The organism is Amycolatopsis sp. 505, from assembly GCF_031625235.1.
GTDB lineage: Bacteria > Actinomycetota > Actinomycetes > Mycobacteriales > Pseudonocardiaceae > Amycolatopsis.
In genome coordinates, this window is the sequence record NZ_JACKQP010000012.1 from 116,078 (window position 1) to 139,677 (window position 23,600).

The following is a 23,600-nucleotide window of genomic DNA, read 5'->3' on the forward strand; positions in this document are numbered from 1 at the left end:
CTCGCCGGGAAAATCGCGTGGCCGCCGGGAGTTCTCGGCGAAGATGGCGGCATGAGCGAACAGCGGGAAATCGTGGTCACCGGGGGCGGCACCGGCATCGGGCTGGCGATCGCCGCCCGGTTCGCGGCGGCGGGCGAGCGGGTGACCGTCACCGGGCGGCGCAAGGACGTCCTCGAAGCGGCGGCGGAGAAGATCGGCGCGCGGGCGGTGTCCTTCGACGCGAGCGACCCGGCGGCGGTGCAGGCGGCACTGGCGGACCTGCCCGAGCGGGTGGACGTCCTGGTCAACAACGCCGGCGGCAACACCGACCGGGTCCGGGAAGCCCCCGCGCCCGGGGACCTGAAGGGCCTCGCCGACGCGTGGCAGGCGAACTTCGAAGCCAACGTGCTCTCCGCCGTGCTCGTCACCGCGGCACTGAAGCCGCGTTTCGCGGACAACGTGCGGGTGGTGACGCTCGGCTCCATCGCGGCGAAGCAGGGCTCAGGCTCGTACGGCGCGGCGAAGGCGGCGATCGAGGCGTGGAACACCGACCTCGCGCGGCAGCTGGGCGCCACGGGCACGGCGAACGTCGTCGCGCCGGGCGTCGTCCTCGACACGGAGTTCTTCCACGGCACGCTGACCGACGAGTGGCTGGAGCCGCGGATCGCACTGGCGTTCAACGGGCGGGCCGGCCGCCCGGAGGAGATCGCGGCCACGGTGTCGTTCCTGGCCGCGCCGGACGCCGCGCACGTCACCGGCCAGGTCGTGCCCGTGAACGGCGGCGCGTACGGCGCCCGCTAGGCCATCCGGGTCGGATGGGCGGCGCGCGGCCGCCGTTCTCTCCATGGTGGAAGTGTTGGAACCACCGGAAGAGAGAGGGGATCCGCCGTGACGGCCGCTCCCGAAACCCCGGCCCTCCCGACGACCCGGCCGGCCGGCTGCCCGTTCGACCCGCCCGGGACCTACGCCACCCTCCGGGAAACCGCGCCGACGTCCAAGGTGCGCTGCCCGGCGGGCATGGACGCGTGGCTGGTCACCCGGTACGCCGACGTCCGCGCGGTGCTCGCCGACCGCACGCTGAGCTCGCGCGGCGCGTCTTCGGTGCACGTGAACCCGAACGCGGACCTGGATTTCGAGGTCAGCCCGGGTTCGATCATCCAGCTCGACGGGGTCGCGCACGCCCGGCTCCGGAAGAAGGTGATCGCGGAGTTCACCGTGCGGCGCGTGGAGGCGCTGCGGGGGTACGTGCGTTCGCTGGTGGAGAGCCATCTCGACGAGATGCTCGCGCGGCCCGGCCACGCGGATCTGGTGCAGGACTTCGCGTTGCCGATCCCGTCGCTGGTGATCTGCGAGCTGCTCGGGGTGCCGTACGGGGATCGGTCGCACTTCCAGCGGCAGAGCGCGACTTTGGTGAGCACGGACGCGACGCGTGAGGAAGGCGAGGAGGCGTACGACACGCTTTCGGGGTATCTCGCCGAGTTGTTCGTCTCCAAGCAGCAGAATCCGCAGGACGATCTGTTCAGCAGGCTGTCTTCCGGTGCTTCCGACGCGTTGACCATGGAGGAACTGGTGGTGCTCGGCCTGAGCCTGCTGGTGGCGGGCCACGAGACGACGGCCAACATGATCGCGCTGAGCACGCTGCTGCTGCTGGAGCACCCGGGCGGCCGGGACGAGGTGCTCGCCTCGCCGGACCGGGCGGTGGAGGAACTGCTGCGGTACCTGTCGGTGGTGCAGTGGGGCGTGCTGCGGTACGCGACAGCGGACGTGCAGGTCGGGGCCCGGTCGGTGAGGGCGGGCGAGTGGCTGGTGGCGGCGCTGAACTCGGCGAACCGCGACGAGTCGGTGTTCACGGGCGCGGACAAGCTGGACTTCGGCCGCGAGTCGCCGCGGACGCACGTGGCGTTCGGGTTCGGAGCGCACCAGTGCGTGGGGCAGCAGCTGGCGCGGGTGGAGCTGCAGGAGGCGTTGACGGGCCTGTTCCGGCGGGTGCCGGATTTGCGGCTGGGGGTGACGCGGGAGGACCTGGAGTTCAAGCACAACACGCTCGTGTACGGAGTCCGGGAACTGCCCGTCGCCTGGGGTTGAATTCGGGAGTATGTGACGGCACCGGCTGATCCCGTGAGGAGGGCCCATGACAGCTCGTCGCCTGTGGGCGGCCGTGGAACCACTGCACGCCGTCGTCTACTTCGCGCCTCAGACGGCCGAAGCGGCGAAAGCGGCCGGCCTGCGCGGCTACTGGATGGGCTACTTCGCGGGGCGGCTGGCGCCCCTCGGCCCGATCGGCCCCGGACCGGCGACGGCGATGCTGTTCGGCTTCGCGCCGTCGATGGTGGCGCGGTCCTTGCCCGACGCCTGGTCGTTCGCCTCGCCCGAGGCCGTCATCGGCTCGCGGACGGAAGCGGTGGCGTCGGCCTTGCGCACGGTCGCGGACGACGTCTCGGAGCTGAGCGCGCTGCTCTGGCGGGCGGTGGACGCGTGCGAGTTCGGCGGCCGCCCGCTCGCGGCGGCGTGGGCGGCGGTGCCGAAGCCGGCGGACGCGCCGGCGAGCCTGTGGCTGGCGGCGACGATCCTGCGTGAGCACCGCGGCGACGGCCACGTCCTCGCGGCGGTCCACGCCGGCCTGAGCGGCCTGGAGACGACCCTCACCCACATCGGTGACGGCGTGCTCGCCCGCGAGGACATCCAGCCCCACCGCGGCTGGACGGACGCACAGTGGGACGAGGCCACCGACCGGCTGCGGGCCCGCGGCATCCTCGACGCGGACGGCGTCCTCACCGACGCGGGCCGTGCCTTGCGCCGCGGCGTCGAGGACGACACGGACCGGCTGGCGGCGGCCCCGGTGGCGGCGCTGGGCCCCGACGTCGACCGGCTGCTGGCGCTGGCGGTGCCGCTGAGCCGGGCGGTGATCGACCGCGGGCTGGTCACCATGCCGAACCCGGTCGGGGTTCCGCGGCCCTGAGGTGTCGATTCCGGGTGCGCCCGTTCGACGCACGGGCAAAACCGGACACTCGGGAGGACTTCATGACGTTGCTCGCCGGCAAGAACGCGATCGTCTACGGCGCCGCGGGGCGGATCGGCACGGCGGTGGCCACCGCCTTCGCGGAGGAGGGCGCGCGGGTGTTCCTCGCCGGCCGCACCCGCTCCAGGCTGGAGGAGGTCGCCGGCCGGATCCGCGCGTCCGGCGGCCGGGCCGAGACGGCGGAGGTCGACGCCCTCGACGAGCGCGCGGTCGACGAGCACGCCGCGGAGGTGGCGGCCGAGGGCGGGATCGGCGTCTCGTTCAACCTGATCGGCCACGGCGACGTCCAGGGCACGCCGCTGGTGGAGATGGCCCTCGCGGACTACGAGCGCCCGGTGCTGACGGCGGTCCGCACCCAGTTCCTGACCGCCCGCGCGGCGGCCCGGCACATGATCGGGCAGCGGCCGGGGGCGATCCTGTTCTTCGGCGGCGCGGGCGACCCGGTGCGGGAGTTCTCGGTCGGCGGGCTGCAGGTGGCGTTCCACGCGCTGGAGGCGATGCGCCGCCAGCTCGCCGCCGAGCTGGGGCCGCACGGGATCCGCACGGTGACGCTCCGCACGGGTGGCATCCCGGAGACGATCCCGGACGGTTTCGCGGGCCGCGCGGAGCTGGAGGAGAACATCGCGGGCAAGACGATGCTCGGCCGCGCGGCCACCCTGGCCGACGTGGGAGCGGTGGCGGCGTTCGTCGCGTCGGACCGGGCGGCCTCGATGACGGCCGCCACGGTCAACGTCAGCTGCGGCGCCCTGGTCGACTGACCCGCACCCGACGTCGCGAATGACTCATTCGGGACCTCCCACGTCCCGAATGAGTCATTCGCGACCTTCCGGCGGGCCTCAGCGCGACCCGTCCCGCTGCTCGACCACCAGCCGCTGGTGCCGGGCCGCGCGCACCCGGTCGCCGCAGGTCGTCGAGCACCAGCGGCGGCGGGCGTGCTCGCGGACGTAGTACCTGATGCACCCGTGGGCCTCGCACGGCCGCACCAACGGCCCCAGCTCGCCGCTCACCACCTCGATCGCGTCGCGGGCCAACGCCCCCACCGCCGCGTCGAGGCTGCCCGGCCGGGCGCTGTCCCACGAGCGGGCCGGCCCGGCACCCCAGGTCAGCACCAGCGCGGCCCCGTCCGCGCGGGCCGCCGCGTTCACCGCCGACACCGCCGCCGCGGAGGGCGCACCGCCCGAGGCCGGCGCCGCCAGCAGCTCGCGGACCGCCGACCGCAGCTCCGTCAGCCGGCGCAGCGACGCCGCGTCCGGGACAGCCGCCGCCAGCCCGTGCGAGTCCAGCCACGAAACCGCCGAGCCGGGCGTTGCGAGGTCGTCCGCCGCCACGCGCCGGGTGTTGACCAGTGCCAACGCCGGCGAGCGGTCCTCGCCCGGTGCCGCCGTGACCATGTCCGCCTCCCGATGTCCGTCCCCAGAGTGTCCCCGACCGTTGACAGCCTACGCCGTCTCATGGATAAATGAGCAAGTAACCATGAGACGCGAGGAGGCAACCGTGCACCACCGCTACGCCACCGTCGACGGCCACCGGCTCTTCTACCGGGAGGCCGGCCCCGCCGGCGCCCCCACGATCGTGCTGCTCCACGGCTTCCCGACGAGCTCGCACATGTTCCGGCACCTCATCCCCGCCCTGGCTGGCCGCTACCACGTCGTCGCGCCGGACTACCTCGGCGCCGGTGCCTCCGATGCGCCGTCCACCAGCGAGTTCGCCTACACCTTCGACGCGCTCGCCGAACTCACGCTCGGCCTGCTCGACCAGCTCGGCCTCGGCCGCTTCGCGCTCTACATCCAGGACTTCGGCGCGCCGGTCGGCCTGCGCATCGCGACCGCGAACCCCGATCGGGTGACCGCGATCGTCACCCAGAACGGCAACGCCTACGTCGACGGCCTCGGCGCCGGGCTCCCGCAGAAGCTCGCCGCCGGCACCCTGACCGAGGACGACCTGCGCACCATGGTCACCCTCGAGGCCACCAAGGCGCAGTACCTCGACGGTGTGCCCGATCCCACGCTGGTCAGCCCGGACGTCTGGATCCACGACCAGGCGCTGCTCGACCGGCCCGGCGCCGCCGCGATCCAGCAGGCGCTGCTCGCCGACTACCACCACAACATCGGCCTGTACCCGAAGTTCCACGAGTACTTCCGGACCAGCCGGGTGCCGCTGCTCGCCGTCTGGGGCGGCAACGACGAGATCTTCATCGCCGACGGCGCCCGCGCCTACGCCCGCGACCTGCCCGACGCCGAAATCCACCTGCTCGATTCCGGCCATTTCGCCCTCGAGACGCACCTGGATTCGATCGCCGGGTACATCCGCGGTTTCCTCGGCCGGGTGCTGCCCGTTGACCGGGACGCCGGTTGACCACCCGGCCGCCGCGCTCGTAGGGTTTTCCCGACCTCCGCCGTCGTCATCAGCCATGGAGGACGGTATGAGTCGACTGATTCGGGCGGGGGCGATCGCGGTCGCGCTCGCCGCCGCGGCGATCACCCCGGCGGCCGCCGCGGACCCGTTGCTGTCACAGGGAAAGCCGGTCACCGTGTCCTCGTCGGGCGGCTGCTGCCCGGCGGCGAACGCGGTCGACGGCGACAGCTCGACCCGCTGGGCGAGCGCGGCCGGTGTCGATCCACAGTGGATTTACGTGGACCTCGGCGCGGCGGTGCACGTCAGCCGCGTCCGGCTGCAGTGGGACGCTTCCTGCGCCACCGCCTACGAAATCGACACGTCCACCGACCACGTCACCTGGACGAAGATCTACGCGACGGACGCGGGCAAGGGCGGCGTCGAGGACCTCACCGCCCTCGACGGCACCGGCCGGTACGTCCGGGTGTACGGCACGAAACGCTGCCGCACCGACTCGTCGAAGGGCTATTCGCTGCAGGAATTCGGCGTCTACGGTTCAGGTGGCGACGTTCAGCCGCCGTCACCGCCCGGCAAGCCGGCGCTCGTCGGGGTCACCCCCACCAGCGCCACGATCGAGTGGACCGCGGCGACCGACAACACCGGCGTCACCGGCTACGACGTCTACCGTGACGGCCAGCTCTGCGCCAGCACCACCGGCGCGCTCACCGCGACCTGCGGCAACCTCGGCCCGAACGGCAGCTACGGCTTCTACGTCAACGCCCGCGACGCCGCCGGGAACGTCTCCCAGGCCAGCGGGACGCTGCAGGTGAAGACACCGCCGTCCGACGACCACACGCCGCCGTCCGCGCCGACGAACGTGCACACCACCGCCGTGAACAGCACGTCGATCGGGCTCGCGTGGACGGCGTCGACCGACGACGTCGGCGTCACCGGCTACCGGATCTACAACGGCACCACGCAGATCGGGACCTCCGACACGGCGAGCACCACGCTCGGCGGCCTGACCCCGAACACCGCCTACCACCTCCAGGTGCGGGCCGTCGACGGGAACGGCAACCTCGGCGACCCGAGCACGCCGGTCCTGGACGTCACCACCACCGGCGGGTCGAACTGCACGCCGTCGCAGGGGGTCTGCGGTGCCACGCAGGTCGGCACGGACGACGACGTCGTGTGGGGCCTGGTGACCCTGCCCGACGGCACGATCCTCTACAACCAGCGCGACGCGCACGCCATCGTCCACCTGAACCCGAAGACCGGCGCGAAGAAGACGATCGGCACCGTCCCGAACGTGCAGAGCACCGACGGCGAAGGCGGCCTGACCGGGCTGGAGATCAACCCGGTGTCGTTCGCCTCGGACCACTGGCTCTACATCATGCACACTTCGGGCAGCGACAACCGGATCGTGCGGATCAAGTACGACCCCGCCGCCGACTCGCTGACCACGAGCACCGAGCAGGTCCTGCTGACCGGCATCGCGCGCAACAAGTTCCACAACGGCGGCCGGCTGCGGTTCAGCCCGGACGGCCGGTTCCTGTTCGCGGGCACGGGCGACGCGCAGAACAGCGGCAACGCCCCGAACACCAGCAGTCTCAACGGAAAGGTGCTGCGGATCAACCCGGACGGCTCGATCCCGGCGGACAACCCGTTCCACAACGCGGTGTGGAGCTACGGCCACCGCAACGTCCAGGGTCTGGCGTTCGACTCCCAGGGCCGGTTGTGGGAGCAGGAGTTCGGCAACAGCATCATGGACGAGACGAACCTGATCGTGAAGGGCGGCAACTACGGCTGGCCGTCCTGCGAAGGGACGTCGGGTTCGTGCGACGGGTTCATCGCGCCGAAGAAGACGTACCCGGTGGCGCAGGGCTCCTGCAGCGGGATCACGATCATCCGTGACGCGCTGTACGTGGCCTGCCAGCGCGGGGCGCGGCTCTACCGCGCGGTGATCAGCGGCAGCTCGCTGACGAACTTCCAGACGTTCTTCAACGGCACCTACGGCCGGCTCCGCACGGCCGAGCCCGCGCCGGACGGGCAGATGTGGCTGGCGACCAGCGTGGACGGTGACAAGGACAGCACGCCGCACAACAGCCACAACAAGATCCTGCGGGTGTCGGTGGGGTAGGTCCGGCCGGTCCGGTGGTCGGCGGAGCGTGGCACACTTCGTCGACCACTACGCCCGGCAGGGGAGCACCGCGCATGACCGATCGTCCGGCGAGGCGAACGCAGGAGCAACGACGCGCCGAGACCGAGCGGCGCGTGCTGGACGCGGCCATGGCGCTCATCGCGCGCAGCGGCTCGCGCGCCGTCACCCTCGCCGAGGTCGGGGAAGCCGCCGGCTACAGCCGCGGCATCGTCTACCACCACTTCGGCAGCCGGGAACGGCTGCTGGAAGCCGTGCTCGACGCGGCGCAGCGGTTCGACGTCCCCGCCTACGACGGGGACGGCCTGGAGCACCTGGTGCGGATCGTCGAGGCGTACCTGCGCAACGTCGTGCGGCGCACCCCGTCGGCGCGCGCCTTCCTGCAGCTGTGGGGCGAGGCGATCGCGGCCGACCCCCTGCTGGCGCCACTGTTCGCCCGCCGGGACGCCGACTTCCGGCAGCTGCTGGCGGACGTCCTCCGCCAGGGCGTCGCCGACGGGTCCGTCCGGTCCGACGTGCACCCGGCCGCGGCCGCTGTGCTGGTCGTCGCCCTGGTCCGCGGGACCGGGCTGCAGCTGATCGCCCAGCCCCCCGTGCGCAACGTCCCCACCCTCATCCGCGAGGCGACGCGCTCGGTCCGCGCGGCGTTCACCGTCGCGCCGTAGTTTCCGGCCGTGGCCGCCCGGCGCCGGCCGCTGCTACACTTACTTGCATACATGCACGCAAGTTAGGAGTGGAGATGGCTGTTCCTCTGGTACTCGTGCACGGCAACCCGGAGAACTCAGGCGTGTGGGGACCGCTGATCGCCGCCCTCGGCCGGGACGACGCGGTGACGCTGTCCCCGCCCGGTTTCGGGGTGCCCGCGTCGGACGGCTTCTCCGCCACGGTGGCGGGCTACGGCGAGTGGCTCGCCGCGCGGCTGGAGCAGTTCAAGGAACCGGTCGACCTCGTCGGCCACGACTGGGGCGGCGCGCACGTCGCCCGGATCGCGATGACCCGCCCGGACCTGATCCGCAGCTGGGCCTCGGACGCGCTCGGCCTCTTCGCGCCGGACTACGTCTGGCACGCGCGGGCGCAGGTGTGGCAGCAGGAAGGGGCGGGCGAGGCCTCGGTGAAGGAGATCTTCGGCGGCAGTTTCGAGCAGCGGCTGGCGGTCGTCACCGCGCTCGGGATGACCGGCCCGGCCGCGGAACGCGTGGCCGCCGGGATGGACGACGGCATGGGGCGGGCGGTGCTCTCGCTCCTGCGGTCGGCCGCCCAGCCGGCGATGGCCGAGGCGGGCCGCGACCTCGCGAAGGCCCGGCAACGGCCCGGGCTGGCCCTGATCGCCCTCGCGGACGTCGACCAGGCCAGCGGGACGCCCGCGCAGCACCGGTTCGCCGGCGAGGCCGCCGGTGCCGAGATCGCCGAGCTCCCCGGTACCGGGCACTGGTGGCCGGTGACGGACCCGCAGCCGGTGGCGCGCGCCCTGACCGCGTTCTGGTCCCGTTTGGACGGTTAGCCGCCGAGGCCGCGCTGACGTCGCGAATGACTCATTCGGGACCTCCGGCGTCCCGAATGAGTCATTCGCGGCACCTGGGCCGGGTCAGCGCCAGCTGTCGTCGCCGAAGCCGAGGGTCACCGGGCCGCGGCGGGTGCCGGCCACGGTTTCGGACGGCAGCACGTCGTCCAGGAACGCGTACTCCGGGCTGCGGGTCCGCGCGTGCCACTGCGCGATCTCGTGCCAGCCCGGGGCGGCCAGCGCGCCGCCGAAGTGCTGGACCGACAGGCTTGCGGTCAGGCACGCGAACCGCAGCCGCTCCACCAGCGGCCAGCCCGTCAGCGTCGCGGCCACGAACCCGGCGCCGAACACGTCACCCGCGCCCGTCGCGTCGAGCACGTCGACCGGCAGCGCCGGGACCGCTGCCGTCTCGCCGGTCGTCCCGTCCACCGCCAGCACCCCCTCGCCGCCGCGGGTGATCACCGCGATCGGGACCAGCTCCGCCAGCCGGGCCAGCGCCGCCTCGGGCGTGTCCGTGCGGGTGTAGCGCATCGCCTCGATCTCGTTCGGCACGAACGCGTGGCAGCACGCCAGCTGCTCCAGCAGCGCCGGCGACCAGGCTTCGGACGGATCCCAGCCGACGTCGGCGAACACCAGGCTGCCGGACTGGTGCGCGGTGTGGACCCACTCGGCCGTGTCGAGGCCGATGTGCGCCACCGTCGCCCGGCTCGGCGGCGGCGAACCGGCGAGCTCGGCGACCGGGACGGGCGGCGGGTGGCCGTGGGTGACCATCGCGCGGTCGCCCGCGTAGGCCAGCGAGACCGTCACCGGCGAGTGCCACTCCGGGAACCGCCGCGACCGCGACAGGTCGATGTGCTCCTGGCGGGCCAGCACGTCCCAGCAGTAGCGCCCGTAGACGTCGGTGCCGAACGCCGCCGCCAGCGACGTCCGCAGGCCGAGCCGGCTCAGCGCGACGGCGAAGTTCGCGATCCCGCCCGGCCCCGAGCCCATGCCGCCGGTCCACACCTCGGTGCCCGGCGCCGGCGGGTGTTCGAGCCCGGTGAAGACCAGGTCGAAGAACAGCAGGCCGGACAGGAAGACGTCGACTTCGGGGGTGGGTTCAGCCGGCACGGGCGCCTCCACGGCGATCACTCGGATGGTCGGCCCGAGCCTGCGTCAGCGAAGGGAGAATCGCAAGAGCTGGGCCGTTTCGGCCACGGATTGCGTGCTCCGGGCTGCTAGGGTCGGCGAATGCGGCACGGCTGTCACCCGACCGAGCGAAGTGACCCGCGGTGAGGCTGGCGATCCTCGGCGGCGGCGGGTTCCGCGTGCCGCTGGTGCACGCGGCGCTGCTGGACGGCGGCGAGGTCACCGAGCTCGTCCTGCACGACGTCGACGCCGGACGCCTCGCGGCGATCGAACGGGTGCTGGCCGAGCAGGCCGGCGGCGTCGCCGACGCACCACGGGTCCGCACCACCACCGACCTCGCCACCGCGGTGTCCGATGTGGACTTCGTGTTCTCGGCCATCCGGGTCGGCGGCCTGCGCGGCCGGCGGCTGGACGAGCGGATCGCGCACGCGGAAGGCGTGCTGGGCCAGGAAACCGCCGGTGCCGGCGGGATCGCCTACGGACTCCGGACGGTCCCGGTCGCGGTCGCCCTCGCGCGGCTGGTCGGCGAGCTGGCGCCGCGCGCGTGGGTCATCAACTTCACCAACCCCGCGGGGCTGGTCACCGAAGCGATGGCCGCGCACCTCGGCGGCCGGGTGATCGGCATCTGCGACTCGCCGGTCGGGCTCTGCCGCCGCGTCGGCCGGGCCCTCGGGATCGACGCGGCGGCGGCGAAGTTCGACTACGCGGGGCTCAACCACCTCGGCTGGCTTCGCTCGGTGCGCGTCGACGGCGAGGACGTCCTGCCGCGGCTGCTGGCCGACACCGCCGCGTGCGAGTCGTTCGAGGAGGGCCGGCTCTTCGGCGCGGACTGGCTGCGCACGCTCGGCGCCATCCCCAACGAATACCTGCACTACTACTACTTCGCCCGCGAGGCCGCGGGTTCGGAGTCGCGCGGGGCGTTCCTCCTCGAGCAGCAACGCGGTTTCTACGCGGACCCTTCGCTGGCCTCGTGGGAACGCACACGCCTGGAACGCGAAGCGACGTACATGGCCGAGACGCGCGAAGGGGAGCGTGACGACCTCGAAGGCGGCGGCTACGAGAAGGTCGCGCTGGCCTTGATGCGCGCCCTCGCGCACGGCGAACGCACGACGCTGATCCTCAACGTCCGCAACGGTTCCGCGCTCCCGGGCGTGCCGGGCGACGCGGTCGTCGAGGTCCCGTGCGCGGTCGACGCCGGCGGCGCCCGCCCGCTCGCCACCGGACCCCTCGCCGACCACGCGCTCGGCCTGGTGACGACGGTCAAGGCCGTCGAGCGGGCCGTGATCGAAGCGGCGACGACGGGTTCGCGGGCGGCGGCACTGCGGGCGTTCGCGCTGCACCCGCTGGTCGGCTCGGTGCCGGTCGCCCGGCGGCTGCTCGACGCCTACGCCGCCGCGCACCCGGAACTCGCCCACCTCGCCTAGACCGCCGCCATCGCGTTGAACTCCGCTTCGGCTTCCCGTTCGGTGTGAACCTGCCACGCCCGTTCGGCGATGTCGTCCGGATCGAGCGTGCCCACGCTGAAGCCGTGGTCCTGTGCGGTGAACACGCGGTGGATGTCCCCGCGCTCGATGAGGCCGCCGATGGTGAGGATCCCGGCGTGGACGCCGGTTTCGCGCAGGGCTTCGTGCAGCGTGAGCACGTACATCCGCAGCGCCGCCGACGCCGGGGCGAGGCTGCCGAGCATCGGCATCGGGTACTTGCCGCTCAGGCCACCGGCGAAGAGCAACGACCCCGAGCCGCGCTTCACCAGGCCTGGCAGTACCGCTTCGACCAGTTGCGCCGCCGGGCGCACGACGGAATCGAACGTGGCGCGCAGGGTGCCGGCACCGGCTTCGGTGAGCGGGGTGATGCCCGGGCCCGCCGTCGCGTCGGCCGGCCCGAAGTACACCGTGTCGATCTCGCCGGCGTCGGCGGTGATGCGGACGAGCACGTCGCGGAGCCGGTCTTCGTCGGTGACGTCGGCCGTGTAGGTGCGGGCATCGATCCCGGCCAGTGACGCGCGGTAACCCGCGTGCCGCGTGTCGGTGCGGGAAACCAGCGCGGTCGTGAAGCCTTCGCGGCCGAACCGGTGGGCGATCGACAGGCCCAGTCCGGGGCCGGCACCCAGGACGGCGAGCACTTTCGGCAAGGGAACCTCCTCAAGTTGAGTACGTTCTCAACTTAGCCACAAGTTGAGGAGGACGTCAACTTACTGGCCGAGGTCCACATAGGACACTGCGCGGGTGAGGCCGTCCGGGCGGTTTCCGGCGTCCGGACGGGTTTCCCGTGGTCGACCGCCTTCCGCGGCGCCGGGAGCGGCGCCCATCATCGGCGGCATGACCGCTGTCTACCCCGCCGAGAAGGACCACCCCGCCGTCCCGATGGGGGAGGTCTACGCCGGGCACCCGCCGGTGTCCCGGATCGCGTTCCCCAGCGGGCACGAGGGCTGGCTGGTGACGCGCTACGACGACGTCCGCACGGTCTTCTCCGACCCGCGGTTCAGCCGCAACCTGCTGTACCCGGGCGCGCCGTGCCTGATCGAGCCGGGCGATTTCTCGACCGGCGAGCACAGCATCCTGAACATGGACCCGCCCGACCACACGCGCCTGCGGCGGCTGTCGGCGCAGGCGTTCACCGTCCGCCGGATCGCCGCGCTGCGGCCCCGGATCCAGGAGATCGCCGACGAGCTCGTCGACGCGGTGATCGCGCACGGGCCGCCGGCGAACCTGGTCGAAGAGTTCGCCTTCCCGCTGCCGACGCTGGTCATGTGCGAACTGCTCGGCGTCCCGTTCGCCGGCCGCGCGCGGTTCGCGCGGTGGTCGCGCGTGATCGTGACGCCGATGCAGCACGCGCCCGCCGACGTCGAGCAGGCCCGCCGCGACGGCGCCGAGGACATGGCCGCGCTGGTGGCGGAGAAGCGCGCGCGGCCCGCGGACGACTTCCTCAGCGCGCTGGTGCACGCCCGCGACGAGGACGGCGACCGGCTCACCGAGCCGGAGCTGATCGACCTGGCCACCCAGTTGCTGCTCGCCGGCCACGAGACGACGGTCAGCTTGATCGGCTGCGGGATCGTCCTGCTGAGCCGGCACCCGGAGCAGCTGGCGGCATTGCGCGCCGACCCCGCGCTGACGCCGGGGGCGGTCGAAGAGATCATGCGCTACGACGGCCCGGTGGACTCGTCCCTGCTGCGCGTCGCGCTGGAGGACGTCACGCTGAGCGGGGTCCTGGTGCGCCGCGGGGAGGCGGTGCTGGCGCACGTCGGGGCCGCGAACCGGGACGAGAACGCGTTCCCGTCGGCGGCGGAGTTCGACATCCGCCGGAAGGACGCGCCGCAGCTCGGCTTCGGGCACGGCATCCACTTCTGCCTGGGCGCGGCACTCGCCCGGCTCGAAGGGGAGATCGCGCTGCGGGCCCTGGTGGACCGGCTGCCGGGGCTGGACCTGGCGGTACCGTGGGAGACGATCGCCTGGCGGCCGCCGCTGTCGGTGCGCGGGCCGGAGGAGGTGCCGGTGACCTGGCGGGGATGAGCCCTGCGCCGAATGCCGGTTCCCATTGACTCCGGCGGCCGAGCCGCGCCGCGCGGGACTGCTCCACTCGGGTAGAACCTGTTCCAGTTCGGGGCCGTGCCGGAGACCATGACCCTCGCCGTTCCCGCGAGCGAGGAGTCGCCATGGATGCCGACCTGACCCGCCGCCAGCTCCTCCGCGGCAGCGCCGCCGGGGTGGGCCTCGCCGTCACCGCCGGGCTCGCCACCCCGGCCGCCGCGGCGGCGGCCGAGTACGACGTCGTCGTGGTCGGCTCTGGAGCCGCCGGCATGACCGCCGCGCTGACCGCGGCCAAACGCGGGCTGAGCGTCGTCGTGCTCGAGAAGGCGCCGACCTTCGGTGGGTCCGCGGCCCGGTCCGGGGCCGGCATCTGGATCCCCAACAACCAGGTGCTGCTCGCCGCGGGCGTCCCGGACACGCCCGCGAAGGCCGCGCAGTACCTCGCCGCCGTCGTCGGCCCGGACGTGCCGGCCGCGCGTCAGGAGGCCTTCCTGCGCAACGGCCCGGCGATGATCTCGTTCGTCCTGGCCAACAGCCCGCTGCGGTTCCGCTTCATGGAGGGCTACAGCGACTACTACCCGGAGCTCCCGGGCGGGCTGCCGAACGGCCGGTCGATCGAGCCGGACCAGTTCGACGGGAACCTGCTCGGCGCCGAGCTGGCGAACCTGAACCCGCCCTACCTCGCCACCCCGCCCGGGCTCGTCGTCTTCAGCGCCGACTACAAGTGGCTGAACCTGGCGCTGGTGAACGCCAAGGGCGCCGCGGTCGCCGCCGAATGCCTCGCCCGCGGCACCGCCGCCGCGCTGGCCGGGCAGAAGCCGCTCACCATGGGGCAATCGCTCGCCGCCGGCCTGCGCGTGGGCCTGCAGCGGGCGAACGTCCCGGTGCTGCTCAACACCCCGCTCGTCGACCTGAACGTCGAAAACGGCGCGGTGACCGGGGTGGTGACGCCGAGCGGGCTGGTGCGGGCCCGGCGCGGGGTGATCGTCGGCTCCGGCGGGTTCGAGCACAACGCGGCGATGCGCGCGCAGTACCAGCGGCAGCCGATCGGCACGGACTGGACCGTCGGCGCGAAGGAGAACACCGGCGACGGCCACCGTGCCGGGCAGCGGGCCGGTGCCGCGCTCGACCTGATGGACGACGCCTGGTGGGGCCCGGCCATCCCGACCCCCGGCGACCCGTACTTCTGCCTGGCCGAGCGGACCCTGCCCGGCGGGCTGATCGTGAACCAGGCCGGGCAGCGGTTCGTCAACGAAGCCGCGCCCTACAGCGACGTCGTGCACACCATGTACGACAAGAACCCGGCGGCGCCGGACATCCCGGCGTGGCTGATCGTCGACCAGAACTACCGCAACCGGTACCTCTTCCGCGACATCGCGCCGCTGCTGCCGTTCCCGGACGCCTGGTACAGCGCGGGTGCGGTCTTCAAGGCGTCGAGCGTCCAAGGGCTGGCCACGCAGATCGGCCTGCCGTCCGCCGTCTTGAAGTCCACTGTGGACCGCTTCAACGGCTTCGCCCGGTCCGGGGTGGACCCCGAGTTCCGCCGCGGCGCCAGCGCGTACGACCACTACTACACGGATCCGTCGGTGACGCCGAACTCCTGCCTGGCCCAGCTGAGGCTGGCGCCGTACTACGCACTGCGGCTGGTCCCCGGCGACCTCGGCACGAAGGGCGGCATGCGCACGGACGCCCGGGCGCGGGTGCTGCGCCCGGACGGCTCGGTGATCCCCGGCCTGTACGCGGCGGGCAACGCGAGCGCGGCGGTGATGGGCCACAGCTACGCCGGCGCGGGGTCGACCATCGGCCCCGCGATGACGTTCGGCTACATCGCCGGCAACGACGTCTAGAACTCCTTTTCCACCAGCGGGAGCACCTCGGTGCCGAGCAGTTCGATGGCCCGCATGACCTCGGTGTGCGGGACACCGGACCAGTCCATCTGCATGGCGTACCGGTCCGCGCCGGTGAGCTTGCCGACCGCGATCAGGCGTTCGGCGATCTCCTGCGGGCTGCCGACGAACAGCGCGTTCGCGTCGCGGGTGTAGTCGTCGTACTCCGCGCGCGTCGGGACCGCCCAGCCGCGGGCGCGGGCGCCGTATTTCATCGTCTCGAGCCAGTACGGGTAGAACGTTTCCTTGGCGTCCTGGGACTTCTCGGCGATGAAGCCGATCGCGCCCATGGTGACGTGCAGGTCCTGCTGTTCGCCCGCTTCCCCGGCGCGGCGGTAGAGGTCGACGAGCGGGGCGAAGCGCTCGGGCTGCCCGCCGATCACCGCGTACACCACCGGCAGGCCGAGCAGGCCGGCGCGGATCGACGACTCGGGGTTGCCGCCGGTGCCGACCGAGATGCGTAGGTGGTCCCCGTACGGCCGGGGCAGGATCCGCGCGTTCTCCAGCGGCGGGCGGAACTTGCCGGACCAGGTCAGCGGGTCTTCGCGGTCGATGCGCAGGAGCAGGGCGAGCTTCTCCTCGAAGAGCTCGTCGTAGTCGCCGAGGTCGTTGCCGAACAGCGGGAACGACTCGGTGAACGACCCGCGCCCGGCGAGCAGCTCGGCGCGGCCGTGGCTGAGCTGGTCGAGGGTGGTGAACTGCTGGTAGAGGCGGACCGGGTCCTCGGTGCTCAGCACGGTGACGGCGGAGCTCAGGGTGATCTGGTTCGTGACGCTCGCGGCGGCGGCCAGCACCGTGCCGGGGTTCGAGATCGCGTACTGGTCGAGGTGGTGCTCGCCGAGGCCGTAGAAGCCCAGGCCCAGCTCGTCGGCGAGCTTGATCCGCTCGAGGGTGTTGGCCAGCGTCCGCGCGACGGTGGGCTGGTCGCCGGTGCGCGGGTCCGGCGCGCGGTCGCCGAAGCTGTAGATGCCGAGTTTCATACAACGCTCAACTACTTTGGGGGCGGATTCGTTCCCTCACCCGAACCGGGCCTGGATGGCTTCGAGGTTCTTCTCCGACAGCTGCAGCGCGGCGTCGCGGAGGCTGAGGCCGTCGAGCGTGGCGACCTCGAACATGCCGGTCACCAGGCCGCGCATCCGGGTGCGGACCTTGCCGAAGGCCTCCTCGGCGTCCGCGCCGACGTCGCCGAACAGCGTCCACCACCACCAGGAGTTGGTCGCCGAGTTGGCGACGAAGTCCGGCACCACGCGGATCCCGCGCCGGTCGAGGAGCTCCTCGGCGTCCGGGGTGACCGGCAGGTTCGCGGCCTCGACGATGAGATTCGCGCCGATCTTGGCCTGGTTGTCGGCGTCGACGCAGTAGGAGATCGCCGCCGGCACCAGCACCTCGGCCGGCACGTCCAGCCACGCTTCCGGGGGCAGCAGCTCGTCGCCGGGCTTGAGGTTGTCGCGGTCGATGCCGCCGAAGCGGTCGCGGTGCCGCAGCAGGTTTTCGACGTCGAGCCCGTCCGGGTTGGCGACGACCCCGCGCACGTCCGAGACGCCGACGACGCGCAGGCCGGCGTCGGCGAGGAAGCGGGCCGTGGCGCCGCCCATCGCGCCGAACCCCTGGAGCACGACCCGGTTCGGCCGGTCGGCCATGCCGAGCAGCTCCAGCCCGGTGAGCGTGGCCTGCGCGACGCCGAGGCCGCCGACCAGCTCGTCGAGCCCCAGGCCGCCGACCTCGATCCGGAAGGCCTCCGCGAGCCGGGCGGTCGCCGCGTCGCGGTCTTCGAGCAGCGGGTAGACGGCCTGCACCGGGCTGAGCAGGCCGATTTCGGCGATGACGCCGTCGATGACGTCCTGGCGCAGGCCCAGGTCCTCGCCCATGGTCCAGTACTGCTCGATGAGCGGCCGCATGGCGTGCAGGTACCGGGCGACGACGTCGCGGGCGCGCTCGTCGTAGGGGTCGAAGTCGATGCCGCCCTTGGCGCCGCCGAGGGGGATGTAGCGGCCGTCGGGGTCGTAGTTGAGGCCTTCCTTGAGCGTCATGCTCCGCGCCAGGCCGCGGACCTCGAACAGCGAGCAGCCGCGGCGCATCCGCAGGCCGCCGCTGGCGACGCCGCGCACGAGCCGGTCGATCACCAGGTAGCCGCGGCACCCGGTGACGGGGTCGGTCCACGCCACTTCGAGCAACGCCGTTCCGCTCATCGCCCCTCCTGATCCCCCGGTCAACACCCGAGCTCGTGCGCCATCGCCTGGGCGACCCACCGGTCGCAGTCCCCGGTGGTGACCGTGCCCTCCCGGGCGACGACCTGGACGGCGAGCCCGTCGAGCAGCGCGGTCAGCCGCCACGCGGCGCCGTGCGGATCGGGGCACCGGAAGGTCCCGGCCCCGACACCCTCCGCGATCAGCGCGACGACGGCGTCCCGCCACCGCAGGTCGAGCCGCTGCAGCACGGCCCGCAGGGCGGCGTCCCGCATGGCGGCGGCACCGGCTTCGATCCACAGCGGCCAGTTGTCGTGCTTGGTGGGCCCGTACAGGGCGAGGACGGCCCGCAGCCGCTGGTCGGCGGGACCGCTTTTGCCGAGCTCCTGGTTCAGCTTGCTCAGTTCGTGCTCGGCGGCCTGCCGGAAGGCTTCGATGACGAGCGTTTCGAGGGTCCCGAAGTGGTAGAAGATCAGCGCGGTGCTGACATCGAGTGAGTGAGCGACATCGGCGGCCCGCACCCCGGCGATCCCCCGGGACCGGATCTGCGCGAGAGCGGCCCGCACGATCTCGTCCCGCCGCACGGCAACGGCCTTCCGCATCATGCGGTCACCGTACCGAGGGCGCCGGGAGCGCGGGAGGCGCCGAATGTGGGTTCCTCGGCCTGTGCGGACGGTCAGGAGCGCAGGTGAGGGTGGGCGACCCCGGCCGCGCGATGGCGCTCGGATCGGTGTGACCGGGCGGCGGCCGGGCTCCGAACCGCCGTGGCCCGCGAGCCGGGCGGGAGGAGCCGGGCGGCGGCAGCCTGTGCAGCGGCCGGGCTGGGCGGCGGGCAGCGAGGCTACTGGGGTTGGCGGCGGCGGGCGGCGAGGCTTGCGAACCGGCGGCTCGGATCCGCGCGCGCCCTCGGAGGCGGGTGGCCCCGCGGTCGCCGAGCCTGTGCCGCGTTGTGAGGTCGCCGTGCCCTTGGAACCGGGCGGGGAGTAGTCGGCAGCGGGCTTGCGAACCGGCGGCCCGGGACCTGCGGCGGCCTCGGAATCGGGCGGGGGAGTCGGCGGCGGCGGAAATCGGCTAGCCGGTCTCGGCGATCCGTGGCGGCGGTCCCGCGTCTGCCCGGACCGAGATGGCGGGACGGGTGGGAGGAGCCGGGCGGCGGCTGAGCCTGTGCCGCGCTGTGAGGTCACTATGAGGTCGCTGTGCATCGGCCCGCGCACGCTGCGGACGCGGCGTCCCTGTGGTGATCTGGACTGGTGGCGATCAAGTTTCCCCGCATCGCGCTGACGGCCGCGGCGGCGTTGCTGGTCCTGGGGACCGGGCTGGTCCTCGGCACCGGCACGACCGCCGACGACGCCTACGCCGCGGGCGCGATCGCCACCCCTCCCGTCCCCACCGCCCCCGCCGTAGAACCGGCAAACCCCGCCGCAGCACCGGCGAAGCCCGCCGCGTCCCCGGTCGGCGCGCTCTTCGCGGACGGGAGCCACTTCTGCACGGCGAGCGTCGTCCACTCGGCCGCCGGCGACCTCGTCCTCACCGCCGCGCACTGCGTCCGGGACGGCATGACCTTCGCCCCCGGCTACCACGACGGCGTCGCGCCGTTCGGGCAGTGGACGGTGACCTCGGTGGCCGTCGCCGGCGGCTGGACGGCGTCGAACGACCCCGATCTGGACTTCGCGTTCCTGACCGTCCGGCAGGCCGGAAACCCCGCCTCCCTGGAAAGCCTCACCGGCGCGAACGTGCTCGGCACGAATCGCGGATTCGAGCACCGGATCACCCTCACGGGCTACCCCGACACGACCGATTCCCCGGTGGTCTGCGCCGGGGACACGACGCGTTCCGACACATATCAGCTGCGCGTGGCGTGCCCCGGTTTCCCGGACGGAACCAGCGGCGGGCCGTGGGTCACCGACGGCGCCGTCATCGGCGTGATCGGCGGTTACCAGCTCGGCGGCGACACCCCGGACGTTTCCTACAGCGCCTATTTCGACGACGACATCGCAAAGCTGTACGCCTCGGTCACGGGCTGAAAACGCGAACCGGGCCCGTGTCCCTGGCGGAGGACACGAGCCCGGTTCACCTCTCGGAACCCTCAGCAGGTCACGATGAGCCCAGTGAGCGCCGAGCAGGTCTTCGACGCGCTGTCGTTGGCGGCGTTGGGATCCGCGGGCGAGCTCGCCGTCCGCTTCGCCGTCGTGGTGTACGAGCCGAGCGCGAGCAGGCCGCCGTTCACCGAGAACTTCGGCGTCGCCGACGCGCCGCTGGCCAGCGAAGCGACGTCACAGTTCACGGTCCGGGTGCCGCTGACGTGGGTGCAGCCGCTGCCACTGGCGAACGACAGACCGGCCGGATACGTGGCCACGACCCGGGTTCCGGTCGCCGTGGCCGGGCCGTTGTTCGTCACGGTCACCGTGTAGTCGATGCGCGCGTTCAGCCCGCCGTGCCCGGTGGCGCCCAGCGCGACCTTGACGTCGGCCTGCGTGGACGGCTCGGCGACGGTGATCACGGGGCCGTCGAAGGTTTCGAAGGCGTAGTTGTCCCCGACGAACTGGTGCTGCAGCGTGAACTGCCCCGGTGCCGCGGTGTCCTTGACGCGCAAGGTCCACACCGTGGTCCTCGTGCCGCCCGCCTCGAGGTCGCCGAAGGCGGCGCGGTAACTGCTCCCGGCCTGGAAACAGCCGACCGCCGTCGTGTTGGTGCAGGACACGATGTCGGCGACGTCGACGATCGCGGTCGGCGTGCCGTAAATGGCGCCCTTCGCGAAAGTCACCGTGAAATCGCGGTCGTTGTGAATGGTTTGCGTGACCGTGAATGTCTGCCCCGGAAGCACCGTGGTGGGACTGACTTCGACGGAACTGGTGGGCGTGTCCGCCTGCGCGGCGGGGGCGATTGCGATGAACGCCGTGGCCAGTGCGGCCACCGAAGACAGGATCGTGGTCCGTCGCCAGCTTCTTTGCATAGTCGTCATCTCGCTGTTCCGGTCCGGGAATGCCGCTCTGACTGATGGTGCATTGGGGTCTTTTTGGACAGCCGACGCTGATCAGTCGTCGCACTCCCGGAATTCGTTACCGCCATCCGGACGCGTTGCGGCACCGCCGTCAGGAGGGACGCCAGCGGCCGTTCATCTCACCCGGCCGCGGCGGCGGGCCCGGCAGATCCGGGCCTTTCGCCGACAACCCCTCGATGAGCAGCGCGAGGTACCGGTGGCGCAGCTCCGACGTCCGGTCCGGGTCGTCGACGCGGATGGCGGCGCAGCACTCGAGGATCATGCCGATGTCCTCGGCGACGGCGTCCGCGCGCAGCCGCCCGGTCTCGTGCGCCCGCTCGACCAGGTGCTTGGTCAGCTCGCCCGCCCGCCGCGCGTCCCGGCCCATCTCGGGGGTCGGGGTGAACGTGCCGGCGAGGTGGACGGTCAGGGAGTGCACGTCGAGTTCGACGACCCGGGCCAGGAAGCCGGTCAGCGCCGACCAGCCGTCCGGCTCCTCCGCGGCGACTTCGGCCTCGCCGATGTACATGAGGAGCCCGTCGTGGCAGATCTTGCAGAGCAGGGCTTCCTTGCTGGGGTAGCGGCGGTAGAGCGCGCTGATGCCGACGCCGGCGCGTTCGGCGACCTGCGAGATGGGGGCCTTCGGATCGCCGAGGAAGACGTGCCGGGCGGCGTCCAGGATCACGAGGTTGTTGCGGGCGGCCTGACCGCGGCGGCCGGGCAGGGCGGTGTCTGTCTCGCGCATCGGCCGAGATTACCACTGGAACGGATCGTTCCGGTCTGCTACAGTTCGGAACGAAGCATTCCGTTCCACCCTTCCGAGGAGTTCACCATGACGGTCCCCGCCCTCCGCCCGTTCCGCGTCGAGATCCCGCAGGCCGCCCTCGCGGACCTGGAGAACCGCCTGCGCGGGGCGCTGTGGCCGGACGAGCTGCCCGCCGAGTACGGCGTCACGAACGAGCGGGTCCGCGCGCTGGCCGAGTACTGGCTGGAGAAGTTCGACTGGCGGGCGTTCGAGGCGCGGCTGAACGCGTACCCGCAGTTCGTGACGGAGATCGACGGCGAGGACATCCACTTCCTGCACGTCCGCTCGTCGCGGGAGGACGCGACGCCGCTGGTCCTGACGCACGGCTGGCCGGGCTCGATCGTGGAGTACCTGGACGTGATCGGCCCGCTGACCGAGCCCGCGTCGGCCGACGAGCCGGCGTTCCACCTGGTCATCCCGTCGCTGCCGGGCTTCGGCTTCTCGGGCCCCACCCGCTCGGCGGGCTGGGACACCCACCGCACGGCGGCGGCGTGGGCCGAGCTGATGAGCCGGCTGGGCTACGAGAAGTACGGCGCGGTCGGCAACGACGGCGGATCGATGATCTCGCCGGAGATCGGGCGGCTCGCGCCGGAGAAGGTCGTCGGCGTGCACGTCACGCAGCTGTTCTCGTTCCCGTCCGGCGACCCGGCCGAGATGGCGGACCTGAGCGAAGCCGACCAGGCCGCGCTGGCGCACCTGCAGTGGTTCTCGGAGAACATGTTCTCGTTCAACATCCTGCACAGCCAGCAGCCGCACACGCTGGCGTTCGCGCTGACGGACTCGCCGCTGGGCCTGCTGGCGTGGAACGCCCAGCTGTTCGGCGAGCACCTGGACCCGGAGTTCGTGGTGGCGAACGTGGCGCTGTACTGGCTGACCCGCACGGGCGGCTCGTCGATCCGCTTCTACTACGAGAACGCCCGCGCGACGGCGCACCCGGAGGGCCCGACGACGGTCCCGACGGCCCTGGCGATGTTCAAGGGCGACTTCCAGTCGATCCGCAGGTTCGCCGAGCGCGACCACGCGAACATCGTCAGCTGGAACAGCTACGACGTCACGGCGACCGGCGGCGGCCCCCGCGACGCGGCGGGCCACTACGCGGCGCACGAAGCCACGGAGGTCCTGGTGGCGGACATCCGCAAGTTCTTCGCGGGCGTGCAGGCCGGCTGGCCGCTCCTCGAGTCGGCCCACGAAGCCCTGCGGGCGGCGATCGCGGGCGTGACGGACTGGTCGGCCCCCACGCCGTGCGCGGAGTGGAACGTCACCCAGGTCCTCCAGCACGCGGCAGGCGACCAGCTCGGCTACGCGGCGGCGATCACCGGAACGGGCGGCCCGGACTTCAACCCGTTCGCCCCCTCGGGTTCGCTTTCGGTGACGGCCTCGGAGTTCTTGGAGCCGACCTTGGCGGCGGCGTCGGCGGCGTTCGCAACGGTGTCCCGGAACGCCGAGGCGGTCCCGACCCCGTTGCCCCAGGGAGCCCTCCCGGCCCCGGTAGCGGTCGGAGCGGCAGCTTTGGACGCGGCGGTCCACGCTTGGGACATCGCGGTGGCAACGGGCCAGAAGTCACGGCTGACGCCGGCGTTGGCGGCCCAGCTCCTCCCGGTGGCCCACCAGCTGGCAGAGCCCCTCCGCGGCTTCGCGTACGCCCCGGCGCTGAACCCGTCCCCGGCCGACGACGCAGTGGCGACGCTCCTGCGGTACCTGGGCCGCAACCCCGAGTGGACGGCTTGAGCTCCGAGCGGGGGAGCGGGAGTGCCGGGAGCCGCAGTGACGGCGCCCGGCATTCCCGCATGCGCACCCTCGCGCTCGCGGCTCTCGCGCTCCGCATCATCGGTACCCGCGCCGCCTACGTCGGCTTCCTCCGCGCTGGCGCTTTCGGTGTGCACGTGAGCCGCTTCCGCACCCCCTCCGCACCGCCGCCCCGGCTTCGCCCGAACCTGCGCCCTCCGACCCCCCGCGCACCTTCCCCGCGCGCGCCCGGCGCATCGGCGCCTGTCCCACCGGCCCGCCGTACCGGCATCCTCTGCGCCGGCGCCCGTGCGTCGGCTTCGCTCGAACGTGCGCCCTCCGACCCCGCGCCCTCCCCGCCCGCGCCCGCCG

General features: G+C 72.7%; 21 protein-coding genes. 13 read left to right on the forward strand and 8 right to left on the reverse strand.

Features of this window, described 5'->3' with window-relative positions; translation table 11 throughout:
• Positions 1-51 precede the first annotated feature (51 nt).
• The 4 genes from H5965_RS37890 to H5965_RS37905 all read left to right on the forward strand — a co-directional run bounded on the left by H5965_RS37890 (position 52) and on the right by H5965_RS37905 (position 3,756).
• Positions 52-780: an SDR family oxidoreductase gene (locus H5965_RS37890; protein ID WP_310975857.1), complete on the forward strand. Its 729-nt coding sequence runs from the start codon at positions 52-54 to the stop codon at positions 778-780.
• 87 nt (positions 781-867) lie between these two features.
• The gene (locus H5965_RS37895; RefSeq protein ID WP_310975858.1) at positions 868-2,064 is read left to right on the forward strand and encodes a cytochrome P450; all 1,197 of its coding nucleotides are present in this window, start codon (positions 868-870) and stop codon (positions 2,062-2,064) included.
• A 46-nt stretch (positions 2,065-2,110) separates the two neighbouring features.
• A complete protein-coding gene (locus H5965_RS37900) occupies positions 2,111-2,938 on the forward strand; it encodes an SCO6745 family protein (RefSeq protein WP_310975859.1) in 828 nt (275 codons plus the stop codon).
• Positions 2,939-3,000: 62 nt separating this feature from the next.
• Positions 3,001-3,756 carry an SDR family oxidoreductase gene (locus H5965_RS37905; RefSeq protein WP_310975860.1) on the forward strand — a complete coding sequence of 252 codons (756 nt, stop codon included), beginning with the start codon at positions 3,001-3,003 and terminating at the stop codon, positions 3,754-3,756.
• A gap of 78 nt (positions 3,757-3,834) precedes the next feature.
• Here the strand turns inward: H5965_RS37905 and H5965_RS37910 are convergent, their stop codons facing one another.
• On the reverse strand, positions 3,835-4,389 hold the full coding sequence (locus tag H5965_RS37910) for a CGNR zinc finger domain-containing protein (RefSeq protein WP_310975861.1): 555 nt from the start codon (positions 4,387-4,389) through the stop codon (positions 3,835-3,837).
• Between the two features lie 82 nt (positions 4,390-4,471).
• Between H5965_RS37910 and H5965_RS37915 the strand changes: the two genes are divergently transcribed.
• From H5965_RS37915 to H5965_RS37930, 4 genes are all read left to right on the forward strand, one after another.
• Positions 4,472-5,353, forward strand: coding sequence for an alpha/beta hydrolase (locus H5965_RS37915; protein WP_310975862.1), 882 nt, complete (start codon positions 4,472-4,474; stop codon positions 5,351-5,353).
• Positions 5,354-5,420: 67 nt separating this feature from the next.
• Entirely contained in the window at positions 5,421-7,472 is a 2,052-nt protein-coding gene (locus H5965_RS37920) for a PQQ-dependent sugar dehydrogenase (RefSeq protein ID WP_310975863.1), read from the forward strand.
• A 74-nt stretch (positions 7,473-7,546) separates the two neighbouring features.
• On the forward strand, positions 7,547-8,155 hold the full coding sequence (locus H5965_RS37925; protein ID WP_310975864.1) for a TetR/AcrR family transcriptional regulator: 609 nt from the start codon (positions 7,547-7,549) through the stop codon (positions 8,153-8,155).
• A gap of 74 nt (positions 8,156-8,229) precedes the next feature.
• Positions 8,230-8,991, forward strand: a complete 762-nt coding sequence (locus H5965_RS37930; RefSeq protein ID WP_310975865.1) for an alpha/beta hydrolase — start codon at positions 8,230-8,232, stop codon at positions 8,989-8,991.
• Between the two features lie 84 nt (positions 8,992-9,075).
• On the opposite strand, the gene H5965_RS37935 is transcribed toward H5965_RS37930, so the two are convergent.
• Positions 9,076-10,101, reverse strand: a complete 1,026-nt coding sequence (locus H5965_RS37935; protein WP_310975866.1) for a carbohydrate kinase family protein — start codon at positions 10,099-10,101, stop codon at positions 9,076-9,078.
• 161 nt (positions 10,102-10,262) lie between these two features.
• Here H5965_RS37935 and H5965_RS37940 point away from each other — a divergent pair, with 161 nt between their 5' ends.
• The gene (locus H5965_RS37940; protein WP_310975867.1) at positions 10,263-11,543 is read left to right on the forward strand and encodes a 6-phospho-beta-glucosidase; all 1,281 of its coding nucleotides are present in this window, start codon (positions 10,263-10,265) and stop codon (positions 11,541-11,543) included.
• Here the strand turns inward: H5965_RS37940 and H5965_RS37945 are convergent.
• Positions 11,540-12,241, reverse strand: coding sequence for an SDR family NAD(P)-dependent oxidoreductase (locus tag H5965_RS37945; protein WP_310976048.1), 702 nt, complete (start codon positions 12,239-12,241; stop codon positions 11,540-11,542). The two genes, H5965_RS37940 and H5965_RS37945, sit on opposite strands and share 4 nt — an antisense overlap.
• Before the next feature lie 196 nt (positions 12,242-12,437).
• Between H5965_RS37945 and H5965_RS37950 the strand changes: the two genes are divergently transcribed.
• Both H5965_RS37950 and kstD read left to right on the forward strand, forming a co-directional pair.
• On the forward strand, positions 12,438-13,628 hold the full coding sequence (locus H5965_RS37950) for a cytochrome P450 (protein ID WP_310975868.1): 1,191 nt from the start codon (positions 12,438-12,440) through the stop codon (positions 13,626-13,628).
• A 143-nt stretch (positions 13,629-13,771) separates the two neighbouring features.
• The gene (gene kstD / locus H5965_RS37955; protein WP_310975869.1) at positions 13,772-15,493 is read left to right on the forward strand and encodes a 3-oxosteroid 1-dehydrogenase; all 1,722 of its coding nucleotides are present in this window, start codon (positions 13,772-13,774) and stop codon (positions 15,491-15,493) included.
• Here kstD and H5965_RS37960 read toward each other — a convergent pair.
• Genes H5965_RS37960 through H5965_RS37970 form a run of 3 tightly spaced genes read right to left on the reverse strand, consistent with a single transcriptional unit; the run spans position 15,490 to position 18,323 of the window.
• The gene (locus tag H5965_RS37960; RefSeq protein WP_310975870.1) at positions 15,490-16,512 is read right to left on the reverse strand and encodes an LLM class flavin-dependent oxidoreductase; all 1,023 of its coding nucleotides are present in this window, start codon (positions 16,510-16,512) and stop codon (positions 15,490-15,492) included. The genes kstD and H5965_RS37960 overlap by 4 nt on opposite strands.
• Positions 16,513-16,548: 36 nt before the next feature.
• On the reverse strand, positions 16,549-17,721 hold the full coding sequence (locus tag H5965_RS37965) for a Glu/Leu/Phe/Val dehydrogenase dimerization domain-containing protein (RefSeq protein ID WP_310975871.1): 1,173 nt from the start codon (positions 17,719-17,721) through the stop codon (positions 16,549-16,551).
• Positions 17,722-17,741: 20 nt separating this feature from the next.
• Positions 17,742-18,323, reverse strand: coding sequence for a TetR/AcrR family transcriptional regulator (locus tag H5965_RS37970; protein WP_310975872.1), 582 nt, complete (start codon positions 18,321-18,323; stop codon positions 17,742-17,744).
• Positions 18,324-18,965: 642 nt separating this feature from the next.
• Here H5965_RS37970 and H5965_RS37975 point away from each other — a divergent pair.
• A complete protein-coding gene (locus H5965_RS37975; protein WP_310976049.1) occupies positions 18,966-19,742 on the forward strand; it encodes a serine protease in 777 nt (258 codons plus the stop codon).
• A 62-nt stretch (positions 19,743-19,804) separates the two neighbouring features.
• Here H5965_RS37975 and H5965_RS37980 read toward each other — a convergent pair whose 3' ends face one another.
• Entirely contained in the window at positions 19,805-20,632 is an 828-nt protein-coding gene (locus H5965_RS37980) for a DUF11 domain-containing protein (protein ID WP_310975873.1), read from the reverse strand.
• Positions 20,633-20,810: 178 nt separating this feature from the next.
• Complete coding sequence (locus tag H5965_RS37985) at positions 20,811-21,443, reverse strand: helix-turn-helix domain-containing protein (protein WP_310975874.1); 633 nt, start codon at positions 21,441-21,443, stop codon at positions 20,811-20,813.
• Between the two features lie 87 nt (positions 21,444-21,530).
• Between H5965_RS37985 and H5965_RS37990 the strand changes: the two genes are divergently transcribed.
• Positions 21,531-23,231: a TIGR03086 family metal-binding protein gene (locus H5965_RS37990; protein ID WP_310975875.1), complete on the forward strand. Its 1,701-nt coding sequence runs from the start codon at positions 21,531-21,533 to the stop codon at positions 23,229-23,231.
• Positions 23,232-23,600: the final 369 nt, after the last annotated feature.

Coding starts and splice junctions, on each gene's coding strand:
- H5965_RS37900 (WP_310975859.1), top strand. CDS start 2,111: ATGACAGCTCGTCGCCTGTGGGCGGCCGTGGAACCACTGCACGCCGTC.
- H5965_RS37910 (WP_310975861.1), bottom strand. CDS start 4,389: ATGGTCACGGCGGCACCGGGCGAGGACCGCTCGCCGGCGTTGGCACTG.
- H5965_RS37920 (WP_310975863.1), top strand. CDS start 5,421: ATGAGTCGACTGATTCGGGCGGGGGCGATCGCGGTCGCGCTCGCCGCC.
- kstD (WP_310975869.1), top strand. CDS start 13,772: ATGGATGCCGACCTGACCCGCCGCCAGCTCCTCCGCGGCAGCGCCGCC.
- H5965_RS37915 (WP_310975862.1), top strand. CDS start 4,472: ATGAGACGCGAGGAGGCAACCGTGCACCACCGCTACGCCACCGTCGAC.
- H5965_RS37965 (WP_310975871.1), bottom strand. CDS start 17,721: ATGAGCGGAACGGCGTTGCTCGAAGTGGCGTGGACCGACCCCGTCACC.
- H5965_RS37930 (WP_310975865.1), top strand. CDS start 8,230: ATGGCTGTTCCTCTGGTACTCGTGCACGGCAACCCGGAGAACTCAGGC.
- H5965_RS37970 (WP_310975872.1), bottom strand. CDS start 18,323: ATGATGCGGAAGGCCGTTGCCGTGCGGCGGGACGAGATCGTGCGGGCC.
- H5965_RS37990 (WP_310975875.1), top strand. CDS start 21,531: ATGACGGTCCCCGCCCTCCGCCCGTTCCGCGTCGAGATCCCGCAGGCC.
- H5965_RS37960 (WP_310975870.1), bottom strand. CDS start 16,512: ATGAAACTCGGCATCTACAGCTTCGGCGACCGCGCGCCGGACCCGCGC.
- H5965_RS37950 (WP_310975868.1), top strand. CDS start 12,438: ATGACCGCTGTCTACCCCGCCGAGAAGGACCACCCCGCCGTCCCGATG.
- H5965_RS37890 (WP_310975857.1), top strand. CDS start 52: ATGAGCGAACAGCGGGAAATCGTGGTCACCGGGGGCGGCACCGGCATC.
- H5965_RS37985 (WP_310975874.1), bottom strand. CDS start 21,443: ATGCGCGAGACAGACACCGCCCTGCCCGGCCGCCGCGGTCAGGCCGCC.
- H5965_RS37925 (WP_310975864.1), top strand. CDS start 7,547: ATGACCGATCGTCCGGCGAGGCGAACGCAGGAGCAACGACGCGCCGAG.
- H5965_RS37905 (WP_310975860.1), top strand. CDS start 3,001: ATGACGTTGCTCGCCGGCAAGAACGCGATCGTCTACGGCGCCGCGGGG.